General features: G+C 64.9%; 15 protein-coding genes. 5 read left to right on the top strand and 10 right to left on the bottom strand.

The genetic code is table 11. The features are described from left to right. Positions 1-692: 692 nt before the first annotated feature. The 5 genes from CI15_RS12355 to CI15_RS12335 form a co-directional block, all read right to left on the bottom strand. Complete coding sequence (locus tag CI15_RS12355; RefSeq protein WP_062128311.1) at positions 693-992, bottom strand: H-NS histone family protein; 300 nt, start codon at positions 990-992, stop codon at positions 693-695. 125 nt (positions 993-1,117) lie between these two features. Further along, positions 1,118-2,317 carry a serine hydrolase domain-containing protein gene (locus CI15_RS12350; RefSeq protein ID WP_062128122.1) on the bottom strand — a complete coding sequence of 400 codons (1,200 nt, stop codon included), beginning with the start codon at positions 2,315-2,317 and terminating at the stop codon, positions 1,118-1,120. A 166-nt stretch (positions 2,318-2,483) separates the two neighbouring features. Further along, positions 2,484-2,687, bottom strand: a complete 204-nt coding sequence (locus CI15_RS35295; protein ID WP_075643694.1) for a hypothetical protein — start codon at positions 2,685-2,687, stop codon at positions 2,484-2,486. A gap of 543 nt (positions 2,688-3,230) precedes the next feature. Continuing rightward, on the bottom strand, positions 3,231-3,497 hold the full coding sequence (locus tag CI15_RS12340; RefSeq protein ID WP_062128118.1) for a hypothetical protein: 267 nt from the start codon (positions 3,495-3,497) through the stop codon (positions 3,231-3,233). A 99-nt stretch (positions 3,498-3,596) separates the two neighbouring features. Next, complete coding sequence (locus tag CI15_RS12335) at positions 3,597-5,063, bottom strand: sigma-54 interaction domain-containing protein (RefSeq protein ID WP_062128116.1); 1,467 nt, start codon at positions 5,061-5,063, stop codon at positions 3,597-3,599. 254 nt (positions 5,064-5,317) lie between these two features. On the opposite strand from CI15_RS12335, the gene CI15_RS12330 reads away from it, so the two are divergent. The 4 genes from CI15_RS12330 (at position 5,318) to CI15_RS12315 (ending at position 10,769) form a co-directional block, all read left to right on the top strand. Continuing rightward, the gene (locus tag CI15_RS12330; protein ID WP_062128114.1) at positions 5,318-6,718 is read left to right on the top strand and encodes a GntP family permease; all 1,401 of its coding nucleotides are present in this window, start codon (positions 5,318-5,320) and stop codon (positions 6,716-6,718) included. A gap of 550 nt (positions 6,719-7,268) precedes the next feature. After that, positions 7,269-7,520 carry a hypothetical protein gene (locus CI15_RS12325; RefSeq protein WP_008921056.1) on the top strand — a complete coding sequence of 84 codons (252 nt, stop codon included), beginning with the start codon at positions 7,269-7,271 and terminating at the stop codon, positions 7,518-7,520. A gap of 407 nt (positions 7,521-7,927) precedes the next feature. After that, on the top strand, positions 7,928-8,920 hold the full coding sequence (locus CI15_RS12320) for a DedA family protein/thiosulfate sulfurtransferase GlpE (RefSeq protein WP_062128112.1): 993 nt from the start codon (positions 7,928-7,930) through the stop codon (positions 8,918-8,920). Between the two features lie 118 nt (positions 8,921-9,038). Then, positions 9,039-10,769, top strand: a complete 1,731-nt coding sequence (locus tag CI15_RS12315; RefSeq protein ID WP_062128110.1) for an FAD-dependent oxidoreductase — start codon at positions 9,039-9,041, stop codon at positions 10,767-10,769. A gap of 17 nt (positions 10,770-10,786) precedes the next feature. Here the strand turns inward: CI15_RS12315 and CI15_RS12310 are convergent, their stop codons facing one another. The 4 genes from CI15_RS12310 to CI15_RS12295 form a co-directional block, all read right to left on the bottom strand. After that, on the bottom strand, positions 10,787-11,386 hold the full coding sequence (locus CI15_RS12310) for a LysE family translocator (protein ID WP_062128109.1): 600 nt from the start codon (positions 11,384-11,386) through the stop codon (positions 10,787-10,789). A 91-nt stretch (positions 11,387-11,477) separates the two neighbouring features. Continuing rightward, on the bottom strand, positions 11,478-11,735 hold the full coding sequence (locus CI15_RS12305) for a hypothetical protein (RefSeq protein WP_062128107.1): 258 nt from the start codon (positions 11,733-11,735) through the stop codon (positions 11,478-11,480). 94 nt (positions 11,736-11,829) lie between these two features. Beyond that, positions 11,830-14,013 carry an NHL repeat-containing protein gene (locus CI15_RS12300; RefSeq protein WP_062128105.1) on the bottom strand — a complete coding sequence of 728 codons (2,184 nt, stop codon included), beginning with the start codon at positions 14,011-14,013 and terminating at the stop codon, positions 11,830-11,832. A 246-nt stretch (positions 14,014-14,259) separates the two neighbouring features. Next, complete coding sequence (locus CI15_RS12295; protein WP_062128103.1) at positions 14,260-15,162, bottom strand: DMT family transporter; 903 nt, start codon at positions 15,160-15,162, stop codon at positions 14,260-14,262. 192 nt (positions 15,163-15,354) lie between these two features. Between CI15_RS12295 and CI15_RS12290 the strand changes: the two genes are divergently transcribed. Further along, positions 15,355-16,272 carry a helix-turn-helix domain-containing protein gene (locus CI15_RS12290; protein ID WP_062128101.1) on the top strand — a complete coding sequence of 306 codons (918 nt, stop codon included), beginning with the start codon at positions 15,355-15,357 and terminating at the stop codon, positions 16,270-16,272. A 25-nt stretch (positions 16,273-16,297) separates the two neighbouring features. Here CI15_RS12290 and CI15_RS12285 read toward each other — a convergent pair whose 3' ends face one another. Beyond that, positions 16,298-19,342 carry an FAD-binding and (Fe-S)-binding domain-containing protein gene (locus CI15_RS12285; protein WP_062128099.1) on the bottom strand — a complete coding sequence of 1,015 codons (3,045 nt, stop codon included), beginning with the start codon at positions 19,340-19,342 and terminating at the stop codon, positions 16,298-16,300. Positions 19,343-19,351: the final 9 nt, after the last annotated feature.

The raw sequence follows: 19,351 nt of genomic DNA, 5'->3' as shown, positions 1-19,351 counted from the left end.
CGTTTCCCGGCGGCCTTGGCGGCCGGTATGCCGCGCGTGGCGCGGGGGCGTCGAGCTGCGGGAGTCGGGCGCGGGCCCGGATCGGCCGGCGCTCGCGCCGCATCCGAAAACGGGTGGCGAACGGGTCACGACCCAGCGTTCGACAATGCGGGAATCGCTGGCGCACATTGGCGCAAGGTGCGAATGATACACGTCTGGCGCGCTGGCCGGGGGAAAGGGGGGCGCCGCGCATGCTTGCAGCGAAAGGTGAGGGTTTTCGGGACTTGCACCGGCGAATCGCGATTCGCGGCCAACGGTGAGGATCGCGAAGCGCATGGCCGCACCTGCTACATCGCGCGCACGCCAACCGCGATGCGCGAAAACACGGCGAGAAAGCGTTGGAACGCTACGAACACGCTCCGGCTCGACGCCTGTAAACGCCCGCCAGCAAAGGCTGACGCGGGTTTTCGGCAAGCCCCGCGCAGCGCTGCGACACGCCGGCAATCCCAACGCGCGGCGGTGCGTCGCGCGACAAAGCCTGGCTCACCGAAGCATCCCGCGAGATTCGAATGCTCCGGCGAATCTCGCTGTACACGTTCAGGTGTCACGCAAAGGTGAGCGTTTTCGGGACCTTCGCAACGGTGCGGGCCGAATTGAGCGGCGCATCACTTCAGAGAAGCTGGGACGCGTAACCATTCACGACACGACGAAGCTCACTCTTCGATCAGAAACCGCTCGCGATTCTTGCCAACGAGCCAGGCAGGCGAGCGCCCACGGCCGCTCCATGTTTCGCCGGTCTTCGGATTGCGGTACTTGGCCACCGATGTCGATGTCGACTTGCGGCGCGGCTTGGACGAAGCGCTCGTGAATCCGAGCTCTTCGGCGGTCAGATCGTATTCGGCGACCTTCTGCTTGATGTCGGCGATAGCTTGCGCAACTTCTTTCTCGCGTGCCGCTGCGACTTCCTTGTGGAGCTTTTCGAGTTGCGCAGTCAACTGTTTGTAAGAGGCCATGCCGGTGTTCCCCCCTCGGTTGAACGAACTGCGATGAGCCGCGACGAATTGTTTGCGGACACTATCAGACGAATAAATCACAGGATAGTGAATCGTGCGGTCGCGTGCATGCGCGGCGGACACGCTCAAGCGTCGATCGAATCGTAGACGCGGCGTTCGAAGTCGATGGCCATCGGGAAGGGGTCGATCGAGCGGCGCTGGATCAGCATCAGGCCGATCATGTTCTCGACCGGATCGGCGAACCAGCTCGTGCCGTACGCGCCGGGCCAGCCGAACGAACCCAGCGAGCGGTAGCCGAGCGGTAATTGCTGCGCCGGATCGTCGACGATCGACAGCCCGAGTCCAAAGCCCTGCCCCGCCCAGATCACGTGACCGAAGGCCGGCAGGCGGCGCTGGTCGCGGCTCAGGAAATTGCTGCGCATCAGATCGACCGAGCGAGGCGACAGCAGTCGCGTATCGCCCACGCGCCCGCGCCCGAGCAACAGTTGCGCGAACTGCAGATAGTCCTCCGCGGTCGAGACCAGCCCGCCGCCGCCGCTCTGGAAGCGCCGCGGATTCGCCCAGCGGCTCGCCGCCGCATGATCCTCGACCACGCGACGTCGCGTGCCCGGATCGATGTTGTACGCGGTCGCGAGGCGGCCAAGCTGCGTGTCGGGCACCCAGAACGCGGTATCGCGCATGCCGAGCGGCTCGAAAATGCGCGTGCGGAAAAATTCGCCGAGCGGCATGCCGCTCACGCGTTCGATCAGCACACCTAGCACGTCGGTCGCGACGCCATAGTGCCAGCGCGAACCGGGCTGGAACATCAACGGCAACCCGGCAATGCGCGCGAGCCATGCGCTGGCCTCGCCGCTCGCCTCGAAGCCGTTGAACGCGGCAGCGTAGGCTTCGGCAAGCGGTCCCGTCGCCGTGAAGTGGTACGCGAAACCGGCGCGATGCGTGAGCAGGTCGAGCACCGTGAGCGGCACGCGGATCGGATCGGTCTGGTCGAGCGGTCCGGCCGGATCGCGCAGCACGCGTGGCGCCGCGAGTTCGGGTAGCCACAGTGCAATGGGCGTGTCGAGCGCGAGGCGGTCTTCCTCGATCAGCATCATGATCGCGGCGCTCGTCACCGGCTTCGTCATCGATGCGATGCGAAACAGCGTGTCGCGCTGCATCGGCAATTGCGCGGCTTCGTCACGTAGGCCTAGGGGCTCGAAGTAGCCGATTTCACCACGCCGCCAGACGAGCGATACCACCCCCGCCACTTCGCCCCGCTCCACATAGCCCTGCATCGCGTTGGTCAACGTCGCGAGCCGGCTCGCGGCAAGTCCTGCAATCTGCATGTTCGTCCTGTGTCGGTGAAAGAAAACGTGCGTGGGCCGCGTGCGCGTGGGTCGCGCGCCGATGCCGCTTTAGCAATTAAACCCAAAGATAAAACTTATTCGGCCAAAGCGTACACGACGAAATTTCTCAACGACCGCTTCCGATTGGCGGACATCAGGATGACTTTCAGGCTTTCTGCCGTTTTTCCAAAGCGCAAAGCGCGGCGTCGAGGCGTTTGATGCGCGTTGCCTGCGCCGGCACGATAACCGCGCCCGAAACGTGCTGGAGACGGTTTCGCCAGTAAGACAATGGAATACGGTCTCCTGCCGAAATATGGGAAATTATCTGTTCCAGATGCTCAATGTCTTTTTCGAGTTGCTGATGATTCATTGCTTTCCCCGGATTCTATTGGATTAATTTTGAAGCAAACAAATCGAAAGCATGAAGCCGCGATGGCCTGCGCGGCTCGAAGTAACACGCGCCGGTAGCGGAAAAACCTTCCGGAGCGTCTGCCGCAGCGGAAAAAACGGCAGATCCTGCCCGTCGACGTTAAATCGCCAACGGTTTGAAAAGAATACTGCTGTCAAACCTCGCGTTCCGTTAGCTGCCGCACCGACTTCGTTCAACGCTCCAAAAAGGGGTAAAGATAATTTGCTGTCAGGGCGCAAAGGATAATCGTTATCCGGCGGTTCAGCGTTGTAAAAATGCAGCTGACTGATTACTTGACCCGATACGCATGCTAACCGTTTATCGGACCCACATTACACGCATGGAATTATGACGGGCATGTGCCAACTGGAATGACACGAGCGTGCTAATTGACTGGATTGGGAATTGGCCGAAATTGGCCCGAGTGGCGAAGAAGCAAGCCGACGACGCCCACGATTCGGTCAGCCGCGCGCGCCGGCATTGCACCGGCGCGGCATGCGCGTCCTACTTTGCGGCTGCGCGGCAGGCGTAGATCAGGTTCAAGGTACCGCCCTCGGTCGACTGGCGCACCACGTCGAACGCGCCGTTACAACCCGCGGCCGCCTGCTGCACGCACGAGTCAGAACCTGCCGGGCATTGCACGAGCGTGGTCGCACGGCCGTCCGGCAGGAACAACGGCGCGCTGCTGCTGCAACCGCCAAGCGCGACGATCGCGCCGACAGCCAGCATGACGCTCGAGCGGCGCGCAAAGAAGGAAAGGCTGCGTTTCATGGAGACCCCGGTCACGTCTTGTTTTTCGATCTCGCGATTGTGCCACGCAGCCCTCGTGCTGCGTCGGTTGGCGCGGCACGGCAGGCCGGACGCGGGACGTCAAACCTCGATGCCGTGCGCAGCGATCTTTTTGTACAGCGTCGCGCGCCCCATGCCGATCTGTTTCGCCGTGTCGATGACGCGGCCGCCGTTCGCGCGCAACGCGTCGCTCAGAAAGCGCTTTTCGAACGCGGCCATCGCGTCGTTCCATGAGGTCGGTTCGACCGCGCTGGCAACGTCGGCACTCGCGGGCGCCGGAGCTGGCGTCTTCGTCGCTGCGACCGTGCGGCCCTGCCCCGAGCCGATGAACGGCGCGAGCGCGCGCGCATCGATGCGTTCGCTGTCGGACAGCATCACGGCGCGCTCCAGCGTGTTGCGCAATTCGCGCACGTTGCCCGGCCAGTCGTACGCGCACAGCAGCCGCAACGCGTCGTCGTGCAATTCGAAGTGGCGGCCGCCGCGCGCCTGCGCGGCCAGGTCTTCGAGCATCGCGTAAGCCAGCGCCTCGATGTCGGAAGGACGCTCGCGCAGCGCGGGCGCATGGATCGTCAGCACGTTGAGCCGGTAGAACAGGTCCGCGCGAAAGCGTCCGGCCGCGACGAGCGCGGGCAGATCGGCCGACGTCGCCGCGATGATCCGCACATCCGCGCGCACGATCCGGTTCGAGCCGAGCGGCTCGAACTCCTGGTCCTGCAATACGCGCAGCAGCTTGCCCTGCAACGGCAGCGGCATGTCGCCGATCTCGTCGAGAAACAGCGTGCCGCCGTTCGCGAGTTCGAACTTGCCGACCCGCCCCTTGCGATCCGCGCCCGTGTACGCGCCAGGCGCGGCACCGAAGAACTCGACTTCGAGAAGCGTGTCGGGAATCGCCGCGACGTTGACGCTCACGAGCGGCTGATGCGCGCGCGCCGAGCCGCCGTGAATCGCATGCGCGAGCAGTTCCTTGCCGGTGCCGGTTTCGCCGAGCAGCAGCACCGGCGATTCGAGTTGCGCCGCGCGGCGCGCCTGGCGCTTCACTTCGAGCGACGCCGCGCTCGTGCCGACGAAACTGCCGAACGTATAGCGCGCGCGGCGCGCCTGCGCGAGCGACTGGCGCGTCGCGATCAGTTCCTGCTGCAGCCGCGAGTACTGGGAAAACAGCGGCGACAGTGCTTTGAGCTCGTCGAACAGTGCGAAGCCGACCGCGCCGATCGTCGCGCCGGCATCGTCCTTCAGTGGCAGACGCGTAACGACGAGCGGCTCGCGGTCCGTCTCCATGATGTCGAGCAGGATCGGCTTGCCGGTGTTGACGACCTCGCGCATCAGACTGTTCGGAATCACCGCTTCGCAATCGCGGCCGATCGCCTGCTGCGGGTCCGCGAAGCCGAACCGCGCCGCGTAACGCTTGTTGATCCAGACGACGCGCGCTTGCCCATCGACGATGAACGTTCCTTCGCTGAAGTTTTCGAAAGTGCGAAAAAGCGAATCCATCGCGCCGCGAAGCACGTCATCATAGGTGTCGGGCAGACCCGTCCAGTCGGTCATCATGCTGTCGCTGTCTCCGGCTAAGGTGGTGTTTCTGGTTGTCTCCATTTGTAGACAAATTTATCTCCAAATGGAGATCGCGGGCAAGCCTTATATATCAAGATTTACCCTGGTTTCACGGTAGATCCAGCGGATTTGAGTCCCGTTATAGAGACGTTTGGGTACAATCCGCCGACGTTGCCCTGGGCCGCCGCCGCGCCGCGCCGTCGCTTCATCAGGACGGCAAAAATGTAGAACAACCAAGGTTAGGAGACTCAATGACCTTTCTCATCGTTATCGCCGCGCTGGCGTTTCTGATGTTCGCCGCGTATCGCGGCTACAGCGTGATCCTGTTCGCGCCGATCGCGGCGCTCGCCGCCGTCCTGCTCACCGAGCCCGCCGCCGTCGCGCCGGTCTTCACGAGCATCTTCATGGACAAGATGGTCGGCTTCGTCAAGCTGTACTTCCCGGTGTTTCTGCTCGGCGCCGTGTTCGGCAAAGTGATCGAGCTATCGGGCTTCTCGGAGTCGATCGTCGCGGCCGCGATCCGCTATATCGGCCGTTCGCGCGCAAATGCCGTGATCGTCGCGGTATGCGCGCTGCTCACCTATGGCGGCGTCTCGCTGTTCGTCGTCGTGTTCGCGGTCTATCCGTTCGCGGCCGAGCTGTATCGCCAGAGCAACATTCCGAAGCGGCTGATGCCCGGCGCGATCGCGCTCGGCGCGTTCTCGTTCACGATGGACTCGCTGCCCGGCACGCCGCAGATCCAGAACATCATCCCGACCACGTTCTTCAAGACCACCTCGTGGGCCGCGCCGACGCTGGGCGTGATCGGCTCGCTGTTCATCATCGTGGTCGGTCTGTCGTATCTGGAATGGCGCCGCCGCGCCGCGATGGCGACCGGCGAGGGTTACGGCACCGAACTCGTCAACGAGCCGGAGCGCGTCGAATCGAAGCAGCTGCCGCATCCGCTGCTGGCGGTGGCGCCGCTCGTCGTGGTCGGCGTTTCGAACTTCCTGCTGACGCGCTGGATTCCGACCTGGTACGGCCCGACCTTCACGGTCACGCCGGACATCCTGCCGGGCCTGCACGCGCCGGTCGAAACCAGCGTCAAGGCGCTGGTCGGAATTTGGGCCGTGCTGGGCGCGCTGCTGCTCGGCATCGTGATGGTCGTCGTGACGGCGTTCGGTCGCGTCAGCCAGCGCTTCGCGGTCGGCACGAAGGCCGCGGTGGCGGGCGCGCTGCTGGCATCGCTGAACACCGCGTCGGAATATGGCTTCGGCGGCGTGATCGCAGCGCTGCCGGGCTTTCTCGTCGTCAGCAATGCGCTGAAGAGCATTCCGAATCCGCTCGTCAACGCGGCGGTGTCGGTCAGCACGCTGGCGGGCATCACGGGTTCGGCGTCGGGCGGTATGAGCATTGCGCTCGCCGCGATGTCGGATACGTTCATCAAGGGCGCGCAAGCCGCGAATATTCCGCTCGAGGTACTGCATCGCGTGGTCGCGATGGCGAGCGGCGGCATGGATACGCTGCCGCACAACGGCGCGGTGATTACGCTGCTCGCGGTGACGGGCCTGACCCATCGGCAGTCGTATCGCGACATCTTCGCGGTCACCGTGATCAAGACGCTCGCCGTGTTCTTCGTGATCGCGGTGTACTACGCGACCGGCCTGGTGTGAATGTCGAAGCGGAAAACTGTCCTTTGATCTGATAGATCCGCATTACTCCCACCTCGACAGCACGCCGCCGAAGCACGAGGATGGAGTTGTCAGCGCCCAATCGTTGCAAGGGCAGGCTGACCCGAGTAACAACGGCGTTTAACGGCCCGTCCCAAACCGGACGGGCTATTTTTTGGCGGGTTCGAAATGGCTGCGAAAGGTGAGGAAATCCGGGAGACGACGCCACCGGCAACGGCGCGCTTCATCGACTCGGGTCGCGAGGCGCACCGGACCGCTGTGCGCGTGCTAGCCCGCCCCCGCGTCACCTGCATGACAAAACCCGAACCCGCATCACACCCTGGCGGGGCATGAAAAATGCGTCCGTCCCGACATCGAGTCGCGTTAAACTGACTGGACGCAAAGCGAGCGCGAATGCGCGAGCGGCGGCATCATACTCGACTCAAACCCGGGCGAGACAGAGGCAGACGCAACACGGCACGACGGCGCGGCAGACGGCACGCCATCCGCCCCGTACAATGGTTCCATCACCAACGCAACAAGGACAACTTCGATGCGCATCACCGGGTCCTCCGGGTCAATGGCCCTGCTCACCGAATACGACGACGCAACGGCGCGCGAACTTCGCTCGCTGCGCCTCGAATCGACCGAAGACGGCAAAGGCATCCTGCTGATCGAGGTCGATGAGCGCAAGCCGGGCATCCATCGTGAAGTGCGCTACGAAATCACGCCCGCGGAGCTGATTGCCGCGATCCGCGCGCATGGCGCCGAGTTGCCGGGCGAGCAACACAATCATCGTCAGTGAATGAGGCGCGCGGCGGGCGGGACCGTCCCGTGACTCGTCTGCCTCTCGCGCCCGTCGCGTCGCAGTTCGACGCACACGCGCGGGATTATTTGCATGGGACGCGCCTGCGCGCGTCGCCGTGCCGCCGTTTGTTCCGCTCACACAGCCAATCGACGCTTTCCTACGGGTTTTAGCACGCGCTTTCGCGCATTTCATTACCCGCGCTTTCGCTGCCTTCAGCACGTTGTCATAAGCTATCGCCACGCTTGTATCTTCGGGGATGCCGCGCCCATGCCGGTTCGATCCCCGTCGGATGACCGGCCGATTTCCGGGCCGTTTGCACGTCTCGAAAATACGTCCATAATCCTTGCATTCTCCTTTGCATTCCTTAGCGCGCTGCACCCGCAAGGGTCGCGGATGTTAAACCGATGCTACATGAACTCGTCGAGCAATACGGACCGGCGCTCGTCTTCGTCAACGTGCTGGCCGCCGCGCTCGGACTGCCGGTGCCGGCGATGCCGTCGCTCGTGCTGTTCGGCGCGATGGCCGCGATGCACCCCGGCTCGGTCGGCACGCAATTGCTGCCGGTCCTCGTGCTGTCGATCTTCGCGACGCTGATCGGCGACAGCGCGTGGTACCTCGCGGGACGCATCTACGGCGGCAATACGCTGAAGACGATCTGCCGGCTGTCGCTGTCGCGCGACACCTGCGTGAAGAAAACCGAGCGCTTCTTCGGTCGCTGGGGCGTGCGGGTGCTCGCGGTCGCGAAGTTCGTGCCGGGACTGTCGATCGTGTCGATTCCGATGGCCGGCGCGATGCACACGCGCTACCGGACCTTTCTCACCTACGACGGCGTCGGTGCCGCGCTGTGGTCCGGCACCGGGCTCATCATCGGCGCGCTGTTCGCGCGGCAGATCGACATGCTGTTCGCGATCGCCGGGCGGCTGGGACGCACGGCGGCACTCGTCGTCGTCGCGCTGCTGTTGCTGTACGCGGTGTACCGGTGGATCCGGCGCCGTCAGTTGATCGCGAAGCTCGCGTCCGCGCGCATCGAGGTCGACGAACTCGCGAAGCTGTACACGGCCGGCGAGGCGCCGATCGTGTTCGACATTCGTTCGCAGGAAAAGCGCAAGCTCGACCCGTTCGTGATTCCAGGCGCGCAATTCGCCGACGAACGGCAACTCGACGAAATCGTCGCCACTTATGCGCACGATCAGAAGCTGGTGATCTACTGCTCCTGCCCGAACGAAATTTCCGCGGCATGGATGGCCAAGCAGCTCAACGAAGCCGGCTTCTCCGACGTGCTGCCGCTGCGCGGCGGCATGGAAGCGTGGCGCGACTCGGGCAAGCCGGTCGACTCGCTTCCCGATACACACCCGCCGGAAGTCGCGATCGACGACATCGCGCCCAAGGCCGTCTAGCTGGAACGAGCGGCGGCATCGTCCGCCTGAAGCGCGCGGCAGGGCTCGCCCCGGCATGCGGGCGCGCGCCGCCTTGCCTCCCGTTCAATCGTGCAATGAACATCGAAGGAGCGGTTCAATGCTTTCGACTCAGGACGTTTCGATTCAAGAGGTAGAAGGACAGCAGGGAGTCGTCGCCGACGCGCCGTATTCGTCGCTGTCGACGCGCATGCATCAGATGTTTCCCGTGCTCACTTGCGCGGAGATCGAGCGGATGCGCCGCTTCGGCGAGATCGGTTACTGGAAGTCCGGCGAGCTGCTGTTCGAAACCGGGCACACCGGCCCCGGCATGTTCGTGCTGCTCGAAGGACGCGTGAAGGTCTATCAGCGTGACGGCATCGGCCGCGAGGTCGTGATCAGCGAGCGCGGCGCCGGGCATTTCCTGGCCGAGGTCGCGCAGCTGTCGGGCAAACCCTCGCTCGTGAACGGCCGCGCGCTCGACGCCGTCGAGGCGCTGCTGATTCCGCCCGAGCGCCTGCGCGCGCTGCTCGTCGCCGAAGCGGAACTCGGCGAGCGCATCATGCGCGCGCTGATTCTGCGGCGCGTGTCGTTGATCGAAAAGGGCGCGGGCGGACCGATCCTCGTCGGCAATAGCAGCGACGCGCGGCTCGTGATGCTGCAAGGCTTCCTGTCGCGCAACGGCCATCCGCATTCGGTGCTCGACGAACGCGACGAAGACGCGCTGCGTCTGATCGAGCAGTTCGCCGCGCAGCGCGAGGACCTGCCGCTCGTGATCTGCCCGGACGGCACGGTGCTGCGTCATCCGAGCATGCCGGAACTTGCCACTCGCTTAGGTCTGCTGCCCGATCTCGACGACTCGCACGTGTACGACGTCGCGATCGTCGGCGCGGGGCCGGCGGGACTGGCTGCCGCGGTGTACGCCGCCTCCGAGGGACTTTCCGTGATCGTGCTCGACAGCCGCGCGCCGGGCGGCCAGGCGGGCGCGAGCTCGCGCATCGAAAACTATCTCGGCTTTCCGACCGGCATCTCGGGCCAGGCGCTCGCCGGCCGCGCGTTCGTGCAGGCGCAGAAGTTCGGCGCGCACGTCGCGATTCCGGTCAACGTGCAAGCGCTGCAATGCGGGCAGTCGCCGTATCGGCTCGAACTGAAATGTGGCGGTCACATCAGCGCGCAGGCGATCGTGATCGCGAGCGGCGCGGTGTACCGGCGACCCGCGCTCGACGGGCTCGAGCACTTCGACGGACGCGGCGTCTATTACTGGGCGTCGCCGGTCGAGGCGAAGCTGTGCAAGCGCCGGGAGGTCGTACTGGTGGGCGGCGGCAATTCGGCTGGCCAGGCGATCGTCTATCTGGCGACGCACGCGGCGAAGGTTCACGTGCTGATCCGCCGCAGCGGTTTCGAGGCGACGATGTCGCGCTATCTGATCGACCGCATCCGCTCGCTGCCGAACGTGTTCGTGCATCCGAATTCGGAAATCGGCCGGCTCGACGGCGATGAGGAGGGCCTCGTGTCGGTCGCGCTGAAGAGGCCGCTGCCCGATGGCGTCGACCACTTCGACACGCGGCATCTGTTTCTCTTCACCGGCGCGGATCCGAACACCGAATGGCTGCGCACCTGCGGCGTGCAGCTCGACGCGAAAGGCTTCGTGCTGACCGGCATCGCCGCGGACGGCTCAGCCACGGCGTGCGATCTCGGCACCACCGTCGAGGGCGTCTATGCGATCGGCGACGCGCGCGCCGGGTCGACGAAACGCGTGGCCGCGGCGGTCGGCGAAGGCGCGGCCGTGGTCGCGCAGATCCACCAGTTGCTCGCGCAGACGAGCGGGGAAGCGGTGGCGCTCGGTGCCTGAACCTCGGTGCAGCGCTTTCAGTGCAACGCCGCCCACGCGAGCGACACCGAAAACACGGCCAGCACGATCGACGCGCCGCGCTGCACTTTCACCGGCTCGAGCCAACCAGACCGGCCGCTGCCGAGCGCCGCGCCGAACGTGATCCAGGCGAGCGCGATCGGCGCGGCGAGGCACACGAACGTCCCCATCGCGAGCAGATAAGCGGGCAACTGCATGAACGCGACGGCCGGAAAGATCGTGCCGCCGAACAGCAGCCCTTTCGGATTGAGCAAAGTCGCGACGAACAGCGTGCGCACGTTGCTCGCGCGCTGCGTCGAGCCGGGCAGCGCGACCGCCTGGCGCCACATGTCGAGCGCAAGCCACGCGATATACAAGCTCGCGGCCACACGCAGCAGCGAGGGCAGCCACGGCCATGCATGCGCCGCATGCGCGAAGAAGCGTCCCCACGCGGAAATCGACACCAGGTAGCCCGCCAGTTCGGCGGCGATCAGCGGCAGCGCACGGCGCCGACCGTTGCGCAAACCGGCCGCGGCCAGTAGCGTGTTGGTGGGGCCCGGCGTCACCAGGACCACGACGATACCGGTGGCCAGCAACGCGAACTCGGTCGCAGAGAGCATGAAAAAAGCGCACGGTGAGTTACACAGTGCGCTTTGTATCACAGACGGCACGATGCCGCGCCGAAGCGGCCTTGCGTGTTCAGCGCCCCGCTCAGCGGTCCAGCTTCGCGCGCAACTCGCGCGCGGCCTCCAGCAGTCCTTCGTAACCCGAACGCGCATGCTCCGGCAGATCGGGATCGCCGACCAGCGCGCCGAGCGTTTCGATCAGACTGTACACAATGCCTTTCGCCGCGCCCGACGCAATGCCGCCCGAGGACACCTGTTGATCGACGTGACTGAGCGCCGCGTCGAGCTGCGCGATCTCCGGACGATCATCGGAGGGCGGCTGGGGAGAAACGTCTTGCGTCATGATCGAACATCGCTCCTTTGAGTGCATCGGTAAAGTTGTTATATACCGATCGTGCGCCGCCGTCTATTCGTGTTCGGCGCGAGGACGACCTGCATCAAGGCGTCCAGCGATACATCAGGATCTTCGCGCGCGCGTCGTCTTCGACCAGCACCACGTACTCGCCGTTATCGCGCTCGACGGCGCTGATGCCGAGATACACGTCGACCCAGCCGCTCGTGCCGCCGACGCTCGCGCCCGGTGTCATGTAACCGACCGCCGTGCCGTTGCGTGCGTCGTAGACGTCGACACGATCGGTGTACAACTCCGCGACGAAGATATAGTTGCCCGCCACCGCGACGCCGACCGTGGTCGTCTGCGGATCGCTTTGCGTGTTCCACGGCAGCGAGATCGTGTACACCAGGGTCGGGGCGCCGCTGCTCCAGTTGTCGTAGCGCGCGAGCACCGGTCCCGCTTCTTTCCAGTGCGTGGCGTCCCACGGAATCGCGCTCGTGAAGCCCGACAGATACATCGTGTCGGTCGATGCGACGTAGACGAGCCGCGCGAGCCGCGTAAACGGCGCGGGCATCGCGAACATCTTCGAACTCGCGTACGTGTAGATCGGATTGCCGGCGGAGTCGAGACCTTGCAGCGGCATCTCGCGCACGCCGCTCAAGGGTGTCGCGAGCCACACGTTGCCGGGATCGTCGACCCACCAGAAGCCGTTGCCGACCGTGCTGCCGGTCGACGGATTGCTGCTGATCTCGCTCGCGTCGACAGCGCCATCGCCATTGCTGTCGCGCCACAGCCATTCGCCATAGGTCGGCTGCCCGGCGGGCCATGTGCCCGGCAGCGGATTCTGCGCGAGCAGGCCCGACGGAATCGCGACCTCGCCATGCGCGGCATCGAAGCGATAGACGTTCAGATAATGCGCGCCCGAATCGAGCGTATAGAGAAAGCGCTGGCCGTCGAATCTGCGCACTATCGGTTCGCCACGCACGCCGCGCGGCTCGTGAAACGCGGGGTCGTCGGGATAATCGAAGCGGTCGAGCGTGAACGCCGCATACGACCATTGATGGCCGACCGGCTGGCTGTAGTCGAGCGTGAAGCGCTTCGAGCCCGTGTACACGGACGCGGGCGTGGCCGGATCGAACGCGCCACTGTCGACGAAGGTCAGACCGTAGAGCCGCCAGTTCAGCACGCGCGTGCCATACACGTAGCTCTCCAGCACCGCACCCTGCCCGACCGACGCCGAACCCGGCGCGCGCGGCCCCTCGCCGTTCTGCGCGACGTACAGATTGCCCGCCGCGTCGACGCCGATGCCGGTGATGCCGTTGAAGCGCACGTCGCCCGGCACGCCGCGCACCGGATGGAAGATGCCGTTGCGTGTGCCGATCGAGGTGCCCACCTGCATCTGGCCGCCCGCGCCTTTGTTGAACACGAGAATCTGCTGCGCGGCGCCGTTGTCGGCGACCAGCAACTGGCCGGATGGCGTGACCGTGAGGTCGGTCGGGACGGTGCCGGCGGGCAGCGTCAATGGACCGGCGAGCGCGGTGCCGTCGGCGCGGAAGTGCAGGACGCTGAGGTTGCTGCTCGCGAAGCCGCTGATGACCCACAACGTCGAGTCGGTGTCGATCGCGATGCGGGCGGGCGCCGCGACGCTCCACGAGCGCAGCGGCTGCATCGTCTGCGCGTCGTAGACGACGATCCGGTTGCCGTACGTGTCGGCCACATAGAGCTCGCTGTCGGTCGCGGCGAGGCCGCGAATGCTCGCGTCGGTGCCGCTCGTCGCGGTTTCGACCGCGACAAAGCTGTTCTTCGTCGCGTTCGCGCTATTGCCGATGCCGCCGGAAAACGGCGCGCCGGTCGCGAGATTCGCGAGCGTGCGTCGCGTGATGCCGTACCACGTCTGATTGGCCGGCGGATAGTCGGCGCCGACCAGCGCGTTGCTCTCGTTGCCGATCGACATCGCCGCATACAGGTATGTGTGGTTCACCGCGACCGCGTCGCCGCCGGCCGCGCCCCAGCCGTGGGTCGAACCGGCCACCGCGAATTTATCGCCCGCGCGATAGGCGGCAATTTCACTGCCGCTTTCGTCCCACGGCGAATTCGTATAAACGGTACCATCGGCGCCGACGCTAATGGCCTGAATATCCTGCTGCATCCATTTACCGTCGCCAAATCCGAAACTATTACCGATCCATGACGTCGTGTAATTCAATTGGGATTGCGCGGAGGCAGTCGGCGAGATCAGGCCGTGGATCAAAACCACGGCCACGCCAAGGCGGGATAAGAGCTTCACGGCGGTCGTTCCTTCTAGGCGCGAATTGGCGTTTTATCCTCTCATATAAAAATAGCAAATTTACGGATAAAAAAATGGCTATTTAATCTCAATCTATTCAGATAATTCCAATGGCATAGAATTACGTTTCTAACGTAATCTTCCCGTCATGAAGCCGGTAAAACCGGCTCCTGCAAAGACTCACCGAACAGTCATTCAGTCTCTTTCTCTGCTCCCGAAAATCCTCACCTTGAGCGGATAGGCGCATCACGTGCGCGCCGCCCGCCGACGCACGAAAATTCGCCGCGTCAGATCGAATGCAACCAGATTGCCGGCCACCACGAGCAGCAGGCCGACCACCGCGAGCGCGGACCATCGATAGCCCTCGAACAGCGTCGACGCCACTAGCGCGACGATCGGAAACAACACCGTGCAATACGCGGCCCGTTCCGGGCCCAAGCGGCCGACCAGCATCAGGTAGGCCGTGAAGCCGATCACCGAGCCGAACACCGCGAGATACGCGAGCGCGCCGAGATAGCGTGCCGAAGGTTCCAGCGCGAACGAGTAGCCGGCGAACAGACTGCCGACCGTCAGGATCGCCGCGCCGATCAGCATCGCCCAACTGTTGGTTGCGAACGGATGCAGGCCCATCGACTGCATGCGGCTCGACAGCAGGTTGCCGGCCGAGAAGCACATCGTGCCGAGAAACGCGATGCCAAGCCCGAGCCACGCGGTGTGGTCGCCAAGGTGGCCGGCCATCTGCTGCACGAACAGACAGACGATGCCGACGAGCCCGAGCAACGCGCCTGCAATCGCGCTCGGCTGCAGCGGACGGCCCATGAACAGGCGCCCGTTGATCGAGTTCAACAGCGGCGCGGTCGAGAACACCACCGCGACGAGCCCGCTCGGCACGATCTGCTCGGCGTAGTAGAAGCACAGGAAATTCAGGCAGAACAGCGCGAGACCCTGCGCGACGAGGTAGCGCCAGGCGTCGCGCGGCGGCCAGATCGGCCGGCGCATGATGCGCAGCAGCGCGAACAGCAGCAGCGCGGCGATCCAGAAACGCCACGCGATCGACACGGGCGGCGGCACCACATCGAGTTGCCATTTGATCGCGATCCACGTGGTGCCCCAGATCAGCACGGTGACGGCATAAAGCATCAGATTCATGGTCGGGCCTCAGACTGCAATGACGGGCTGCAATGACACGCAGCATTGACGATGCCCACTATGCAACCGCGCCGCCGCCCGCAATTGTCCAAACTTGCGCACTTTTTCGCGCCGCCGGGCGGCCGGACGAGGCGCGCCGTATACTGGCCGCTCAGCCCTTCGCCATCCACCGGAAACCCTTCCCTCGCCGCCGTGAACGCCAGTCCGTCCGTCCCCGTGATATCCGCCGCCGGCACGCCTTTTGGCCTGCAGTCGGTGTGTCACACGCTCGCCAGCGCGAACGCGCACCTGGACCGCTTCGCGTGGCTCGGCGACGGACTCGCGATCGCGGTCTGGACGCGCGACACGAAGGAAGCCGAGACCGTCTACGAGCGGCCCGGCCACCACACGCTGTCGTGCTATCTGGATGGCGGCTATCGCACCGAGCGCCAGAAAATGCCGGGCCATTACGGCGCGCCGTCGCGTCTGTGCGCGCTGCCCGGCGATCACGAATCGCGCTGGTGGGTGCGCGGCCACATGCACTTCATGCACCTCTATTTCCTGCCCGAGCATTTCACGCGACGCGCGGTGCAGGAGCTCGACCGCGAGCCACGCGAATTGACGCTCGCCGACCGCACCTATTTCGAGGACCCACGCATTGCGAGTCTGTGTCAGTCGCTCGTCAACGAGGAGTGGCACAGTCCCGACGGTCTGTTGCGCACCAACGAGACCGCGCACGAAGTGCTGAGCCTGCTATTGCGCGGGCAAGGCGTGCGGCGCGCGAACGTGGCGCTGAAGGGCGGGCTCTCGGCCGCGACGCGGCGGCGTCTCGCCGACTATATCGACAGTCATCTCTCGCAGCCGTTGACGCTCGGTGAGTTGTCCGGCGTCGCGGCGCTGTCGGAATTTCATCTGGCGCGGATGTTTCGCGAGTCGTTCGGCTTGCCGCCCGCCGCGTGGATCGCGCAGCAGCGGCTCGATCGCGCGCGCAGGCTGCTGCGCACGACGACGTTGCCGCTCGCGCAAATCGCCGACCAATGCGGTTATGCGAACGCAAGCCACTTCAGTCACCGATTTCGCGAGGCGGTGGGGGTCACGCCGGGCGCGTTCCGGCAAGCTATCGGCGCGTGAGATTCGCGTTTCGGTTCGCTCCGCGTCATGGCAGCGCCATCGCCAGCACGCGCGCAACGTGAATCGCATCGACGCCCGCGCCGTCGTGAATCTGATGCCGGCAGCTGGTGCCGTCGGCGACCATCACCGTGGCCGCATCGAGCTTGCGCACCGCGGGCAGCAGCGACAGCTCCGCCATCGCCTGCGAGCTCGCGTAGTGCTCCGCTTCATAGCCGAAGCTGCCGGCCATGCCGCAGCACGACGATTCGACCGTCGATACCTTCAATTCGGGAATCCACTTCAGCACGGTCTGCACCGGCGTGAACGCGTCGAACGCCTTCTGATGGCAGTGGCCGTGCACGAGCGCCTGCTGCATCGGCAGCGGTTTCAATTCGAGCTGCAAACGCCCGGCCTTTTCTTCGCGCACGAGGAATTCCTCGAAGAGAAACGCATGCTGCGCGAGGCGCCGCGCTTCGTCGCCGAAACCGTACTGCAGGAATTCGTCGCGCAACGACAGCAGGCAGGACGGCTCGAGACCCACCACCGGCACGCCGCGCTCGACGAACGGCCTGAACAGATCGAGCATGCGTCGCGCTTCCTGCTTCGCTTCATCGACGAGGCCTGACGCCAGAAACGTGCGGCCGCAACACACCGGGCGCTCACCCGGACGGGCGTTGAAGTGGACCGTGTAGCCCGCCGCTTCGAGCACCCGTTGCGCGGCACGCGCGTTGTCGGGTTCGAGGTGGTTGTTGAAGGTGTCGACGAAAAGCACAACTTCTTTCAGCGAAGTGCCTTGCGGGTTCTTTTGGAGCGCGTTGCCGCTCGACTTCGCGGACACCGCATCGGCCAGAAACGCCCTCCTGAACCGCGGCAAGCTCCGCTCGGCCGCGAACCCCACCGAGCGCTTGAACCACGCCGACAACACCGGCACGTTGTCCGCAAGCGCCAGCAGTGCCGGCACGCGGCTCGCCGCGCCCGCATAGCGCGGCATGAACGCGACGAGCTTGTCGCGCAAGCGCACGCCGTGCGTCTTGGCACGCGCGGCCCGCGCCTCGATCTTGAACTTCGCCATATCAACGCCGGTCGGGCAATCGCGCTTGCAGCCCTTGCACGACACGCACAGGTCAAGCGTGTCCTTCACGTCGTCGCTCGCGAGTCCGCTTTCGCCGAGCTGCCCCGATATCGCGAGTCGCAGCGTGTTCGCGCGCCCGCGCGTCAGATGCTGCTCGTCCTTCGTCACGCGATAGCTCGGGCACATCGTGCCCGCGTCGAATTTACGACAGTGGCCATTGTTGTTGCACATCTCGACTGCTTTCGCGAGGCCGCCGCTCAGATCGTCGCCGCTGCCGGGTGTGCTTTCTTCACCGGTCAACGGATCGCGCTTCACGTTCCACGCCGACCAGTCGAGCGCGGTGTCGATACGCTGTTCGCGGTAGCCCGGCGCAAAGCGGAAATTGCGCGCGTCGTCCATCCTGGGCGGACGCACGATCTTGTCGGGATTGAAGCGATTGTCCGGATCGAACAGCGCCTTGATCTCGCTGAACGCCTCGTTGAGCCGCGGCCCATACTGCCACGCGACCCATTCGCCACGGCACAGACCATCGCCATGCTCGCCGGAATACGCGCCCTTGTACTCCCTCACGAGCGCGGCTGCTTCCTCGGCGATCGCGCGCATCTTCGTTGCGCCGTCGCGCCGCATGTCGAGAATCGGCCGCACGTGTAGCGTGCCGACGCTCGCATGCGCGTACCACGTGCCTTCGGTGCCGTGGCGATGAAACACGTCGGTCAGACGGCTCGTGTAGTCCGCCAGATGTTCGAGCGGTACCGCGCAATCTTCGATGAAGGACACCGGCTTGCCGTCGCCCTTCATGCTCATCATGATGTTGAGCCCCGCCTTGCGCACTTCCCACAGCGCCTTTTGCGCGTTCGCGTCCGGCATCTCGACGACCGCATCGGGCAAGCCGAGCTCGCCCATCAACTCGGCGAGCTGCTTGAGCGACGCGAGTTGCGCGTCGCGATCCTCGCCGGCGAACTCGACGAGCAGAATCGCTTGCGGCTCGCCGACCAGCGCCTTCTCGATCACCGGACGAAACGCGGGATTGCTCAACGCGAGATCGATCATCGTCCGATCGACCAGTTCGACCGCCACCGGCTTCAGCTTGACGATGTGCTGCGTGAGCGCCATCGACTGCCGGAAGGTCGGAAAGTTGACCACCCCAAGCGCCTTGTGCGCGGGCAGCGGCGCGAGCTTCAGCGTGATCTGCCGGCTGAACGCGAGCGTGCCTTCCGAGCCGACCAACAGATGCGCGAGGTTCGCGCTGCCATCATCGGTATAGGCGCGCGGATTCTGGCAGTCGAACAGATCGATGTTGTAGCCCGCGACGCGGCGCAGCACCTTCGGCACGCGCGCGGCGATTTCGTCGCGCTCGCGCTGCGCGATCCGCGTCACGCCCGCGATGATCTGCTGCAAACGCTCGCCTTGCGGCGGCTCGCGCAGCGAGGCGAAGCGCGCTTCGCTGCCGTCGGCGAGAATCGCGTCGATCGCGTCGACGTTGTGCACCATGTTGCCGTATTCGATCGAGCGCGAACCGCACGAGTTGTTGCCGGCCATGCCGCCGATCGTGCACTGCGCGGCCGTCGATACATCGACCGGAAACCACAGGCCATGCGGTTTCAGCCACGCGTTCAGATGATCGAGCACGACGCCGGGCTCGACCGTCACCGTGCGCGCATCGGCATCGAACGCGACGATGTTGTTGAGCCACTTGCTCGTATCGACGATGAGCGCCTCGCCCACCGTCTGACCGCATTGGCTCGTGCCCGCGCCGCGTGCGAGCAGCGGCACTTTCTCGCTGCGCGCGATCTCGAGCGCGACGCGCAGATCGTCCTGATCGCGCGGCACCACGACGCCGACCGGCGTGATCTGATAAATCGACGCATCGGTCGCGTAGCGGCCCCGGCTCGCGAGATCGAACAGCACATCGCCGCGAAGCGATTGACGTAGATGCTGCGCGAGCGGACTCGTTGCGCGCGCGGCGGAAGGAACCAGATGGATCGGCTTGACGAGCAAGCCCGCGGTGGGATTCGTCATTTCATCGGC

Origin of the sequence: Paraburkholderia monticola (assembly GCF_001580545.1) — a bacterium.
Taxonomy (GTDB): domain Bacteria; phylum Pseudomonadota; class Gammaproteobacteria; order Burkholderiales; family Burkholderiaceae; genus Paraburkholderia; species Paraburkholderia monticola.
This window is presented reverse-complemented; position numbering and strand designations above follow the sequence as displayed.

Excerpts from the sequence above, each read along its gene's own strand:
- CI15_RS12355 (WP_062128311.1), bottom strand. The coding sequence starts at position 992 with ATGGCCTCTTACAAACAGTTGACTGCGCAACTCGAAAAGCTCCACAAG.
- CI15_RS12350 (WP_062128122.1), bottom strand. The coding sequence starts at position 2,317 with ATGCAGATTGCAGGACTTGCCGCGAGCCGGCTCGCGACGTTGACCAAC.
- CI15_RS35295 (WP_075643694.1), bottom strand. The coding sequence starts at position 2,687 with ATGAATCATCAGCAACTCGAAAAAGACATTGAGCATCTGGAACAGATA.
- CI15_RS12340 (WP_062128118.1), bottom strand. The coding sequence starts at position 3,497 with ATGAAACGCAGCCTTTCCTTCTTTGCGCGCCGCTCGAGCGTCATGCTG.
- CI15_RS12335 (WP_062128116.1), bottom strand. The coding sequence starts at position 5,063 with ATGATGACCGACTGGACGGGTCTGCCCGACACCTATGATGACGTGCTT.
- CI15_RS12330 (WP_062128114.1), top strand. The coding sequence starts at position 5,318 with ATGACCTTTCTCATCGTTATCGCCGCGCTGGCGTTTCTGATGTTCGCC.
- CI15_RS12325 (WP_008921056.1), top strand. The coding sequence starts at position 7,269 with ATGCGCATCACCGGGTCCTCCGGGTCAATGGCCCTGCTCACCGAATAC.
- CI15_RS12320 (WP_062128112.1), top strand. The coding sequence starts at position 7,928 with ATGCTACATGAACTCGTCGAGCAATACGGACCGGCGCTCGTCTTCGTC.
- CI15_RS12315 (WP_062128110.1), top strand. The coding sequence starts at position 9,039 with ATGCTTTCGACTCAGGACGTTTCGATTCAAGAGGTAGAAGGACAGCAG.
- CI15_RS12310 (WP_062128109.1), bottom strand. The coding sequence starts at position 11,386 with ATGCTCTCTGCGACCGAGTTCGCGTTGCTGGCCACCGGTATCGTCGTG.
- CI15_RS12305 (WP_062128107.1), bottom strand. The coding sequence starts at position 11,735 with ATGACGCAAGACGTTTCTCCCCAGCCGCCCTCCGATGATCGTCCGGAG.
- CI15_RS12295 (WP_062128103.1), bottom strand. The coding sequence starts at position 15,162 with ATGAATCTGATGCTTTATGCCGTCACCGTGCTGATCTGGGGCACCACG.
- CI15_RS12285 (WP_062128099.1), bottom strand. The coding sequence starts at position 19,342 with ATGACGAATCCCACCGCGGGCTTGCTCGTCAAGCCGATCCATCTGGTT.